Raw genomic sequence first — 3,311 nt, forward strand, 5'->3', positions numbered from 1 at the left:
TGATTCGGCTTTTGAGTATGGTTAGATAAATTTGGCCAAAATCACGACTATTCGCGCTCCTTTTCTCCCCATCTCCCCATCTCCCCATCTCCCCATCTATTTTTGGCCAGAATGAAACAGCCCTACCTCCTGGGAGGGGTTAGGGGTGGGTCCCTATCTCCCTATCTCCCTATCCAACCAATCTACTATCTTTGAATGCAACTCGGTATCATATCATGTCGGGTTAAATGCCCCTGATTCAGCCACTTTCACCTCAGGCCACCAATAAGATAATGTCAACCCCAGCAATCAACTCCTGCTGTTGGAGTAATTGAAGACATCGGCGCTCGACCCAGATGCGACGTCAGCCCTTACAAAAAATCAACGATGCTGAAAGCCCCGTGTCTAATGGAGTTATTCATAATCGCTAATTAACTATCACTCTTCTGATAGCTGAATAAGAATGAAACAGCCCTGCTTCTAGGCATGGGGAGTGTCAATTGAAAGACTAGTAGTTGAGTCCCCGTTTTTGATAACGATACTTAGCGACAATCGGATAAACTACATTACGGAGCCGGTTGAGAGCTCCCACAGGACGATGAACCACTAAGCCATTCCACGGGGAAAATCGCAGGTTTTCAGCAGAGTCGTATTGTTGGTCAAAATCGATGATCTGATGCTTGACAGTGAGGCGACCAACGGTAAAAAATGGTGACTTCTTCTCACTCCAACGAATTGTGACATCATCGATGGACATTTTCGGGTTGGTTTGGAATTGGATACCAAAGTCCCAGCAATAAAGAGCATCGGTTTTTGATAGTTGTTCGATCAGCTCGTCTCGATAGTAATTGTCCGGTTTGCTTCCATCCAATCCCAGAGCCTTAGCGCGATTGATGAAGGGAAGTTTGGGAATACCTGGTCGGGACTGATATCCCATCCTTTGATGGGGAGGCTGGCATGAAACAGGGGTGAAGGCGTATTTGATCACAGCGGGATAGTCAACAGGAACTAAGCCCGGTTGAGACTGATCAAAATCTGGTTTGAGTCCAAGGGCATAAGCAGAACCACTCCAATACCGTTCCGTTAATAAACTCTTTGGGGTTCGAGCTGTTACTTTAGCTAGGGCTAGCAATTGCCTGGGATGACTCCTGAGCCACTTCTGGGCAGCTTTTTCTGAGTCAACTATGGAGCCAAAAAATTCCTAATAATATTTGATGGTTTTGATAAAAAAGATCTTAGCATTTTGAACAATAATATCTTGAGTATTTGGCTCGTAGCTTTGTTCAAAGCTTTCTCCTTCCACACCAATCACTTTCACAGACATTGAGCGTGTGTCTGAGACATAGTCGTTTTCAACATTTGTTCGCCCATTGGCAAATCGCAGCTGAACAGGATATTGTTTCGGTGTCGCAAAAAGTCCTTGCTTGAGGGAAATCCCATTAAGTTGCTCTTGAGTAAGCCGAGTTCGTTTTGCCAGTTCACTCTTAATGCTCTGTTCATCAAAATCAAAAATTTCTAGGTTTCCCTCCACCGAGGCGTGGGTTTTGGCATGGGTGTCTCGCAAAGCCCGTTCCTGATCCTTGTAAAGCTTATCCATCTGAATCCTGACTTGCTCCGCTACAAGGTCGTAAGAGTTTATTTCGTCCTTTTCGGGATATTCTGTAAATAGCTTCATGGTTATTTTTTAGATAAAAATTTTGAGGAATTGGTTTTGATAAACACTCCTTGAGGATACCAGTGGGTTTGAGCGGGTACTGTCAAATTAAGTGAGCATATAGCTGGCGATTGAGACTCAAATTTTACTGAAATAAATGGTGATTTATCAATCAGAGAGCTGGAATTTTTACTTTAATTTTTCTTTGACAATAACCGATGCCTTGCTTACGGATTGTCAAATGTTACTTTATATTTTTTATACTGATAGTTTTTCTCCTGCTGTGGAGTATTGCGGTTTACCAGATCTGAGAGAGTATTTGTGTTTTGTATTACTTCCCAACCGACCGGGGAAAAGGTTTCTTCGTTGAAGATATTTTATGCCAACAGGGGATTAGTCAATGCTTGGGAAAACGCATCAATTGCTATCAGTCGGTTAACCAGGGGAGCTACTGCTGCATTTGGTGGCACATCCTCGGCATAGAGTCCCACATAGAATTCAATATTGTTGACATCACCGTATAACCGTTTTAGTTCCCTTTGAGTATCTTCATCCGCCGTGATCTGATCGAAATCCGTCACCCGGGGAAACTTAGACATTTCCCGGTAATCATTATAGCTGGCCAATTGAGCTTGACGACCTAAGTCGATACTTGCCAATTCAACAGGTATTAGGAATTCTGGCGTGTTAAACAAACCAATTTTGGTGCCTGGTTGGGAACAGGTCTCCTCAAACAATTGTCCCAAGCCTTTATTGATCAGCATCTCATTATTCCAGAGGCTATCCACCATCGGAATTTGCTTGCTGTCATAGGTCAGAGTCTCCGGAAGGGCACTGTGCCAACGATATACCAAATTAAATTCCACTGTAAACCAATTCTGGCGATACCACTTCTGATTGGTAAACGCTGGAGGATCGACAATGAAATTGAAGTAATAGGAGGTAATATGATTAACATACTCTTCCAGCACAATTTTCATGATTACCACCATCACGATGTTTCTGGCTGTTTGGAAGAGTCGCTCGTCATCCCAATCGGGATAATGCTTAGCCAGTAAATCACACAGGCGATTGTGTTCCCTCAGACACAGAACATTAAGCATTACATAGCCAATTTGGACATTGGCTCGTTCGACACCCATAGCAAATAGTTTTGCTTTCTTGGCTGGGTCGAGTCGCTTCTCATCATTGAGCGGCTCATACAACCCGTCAAACTCTGGTTTGACCACTCCGTTTTCTGGATCGTCGTAATAGAAGAGGGGATATTCTTCACCATTGATAATCTGGCTTTTCAGTTTCCCGCCCTGATGGGATCTCAGCATGTCTGTAGATTTTCTGTTCAACCCATAGACGGGAGATAAATCGATGCCGTGGTTTGAGGTATTCTTTAATCTATTGTAGTGATCAGTGCGCAAAAAGCCATCGGTAAACCACTGCACCCAATAGGGAAACAGCAGGGTAGACTTCTCGGAATAGATGGTTTTCCCCTCTTTTTTGCGAAACAAAACAGCAAGGTCTTCGAGAGGAGGAAGGTTACCTGCTTTGTTGAATTCTGGATCGGGGGGTAAATGTCGTCCGCTCCAGGTTCGGTCTGTTAATGAGTCCCAAGAAGTATAGGGTGCGATCGCGCTTAACTTATGGGGACGAGTGGGAATTTTGTAGACGACATTGTTAATCA

At 43.8% G+C, this 3,311-nt stretch carries 3 protein-coding genes; all 3 read right to left on the minus strand.

Annotated elements, in window-relative coordinates; genetic code table 11:
* Window positions 1-487: 487 nt before the first annotated feature.
* Window positions 488-1,111 (minus strand): catalase, encoded by a 624-nt coding sequence (locus F6K49_RS38120; RefSeq protein WP_293105457.1) that lies wholly within the window; start codon window positions 1,109-1,111, stop codon window positions 488-490.
* A gap of 69 nt (window positions 1,112-1,180) precedes the next feature.
* Window positions 1,181-1,654 (minus strand): hypothetical protein, encoded by a 474-nt coding sequence (locus F6K49_RS38125; RefSeq protein WP_293021755.1) that lies wholly within the window; start codon window positions 1,652-1,654, stop codon window positions 1,181-1,183.
* Window positions 1,655-2,010: 356 nt separating this feature from the next.
* Window positions 2,011-3,311 (minus strand): peroxidase family protein (locus F6K49_RS38130; RefSeq protein WP_293105460.1); only part of this gene is annotated, 1,301 nt, incomplete at its 5' end.

Source organism: Moorena sp. SIO3I6 (assembly GCF_010672095.1).

Coding starts and splice junctions, on each gene's coding strand:
- F6K49_RS38125 (WP_293021755.1), bottom strand. CDS start 1,654: ATGAAGCTATTTACAGAATATCCCGAAAAGGACGAAATAAACTCTTAC.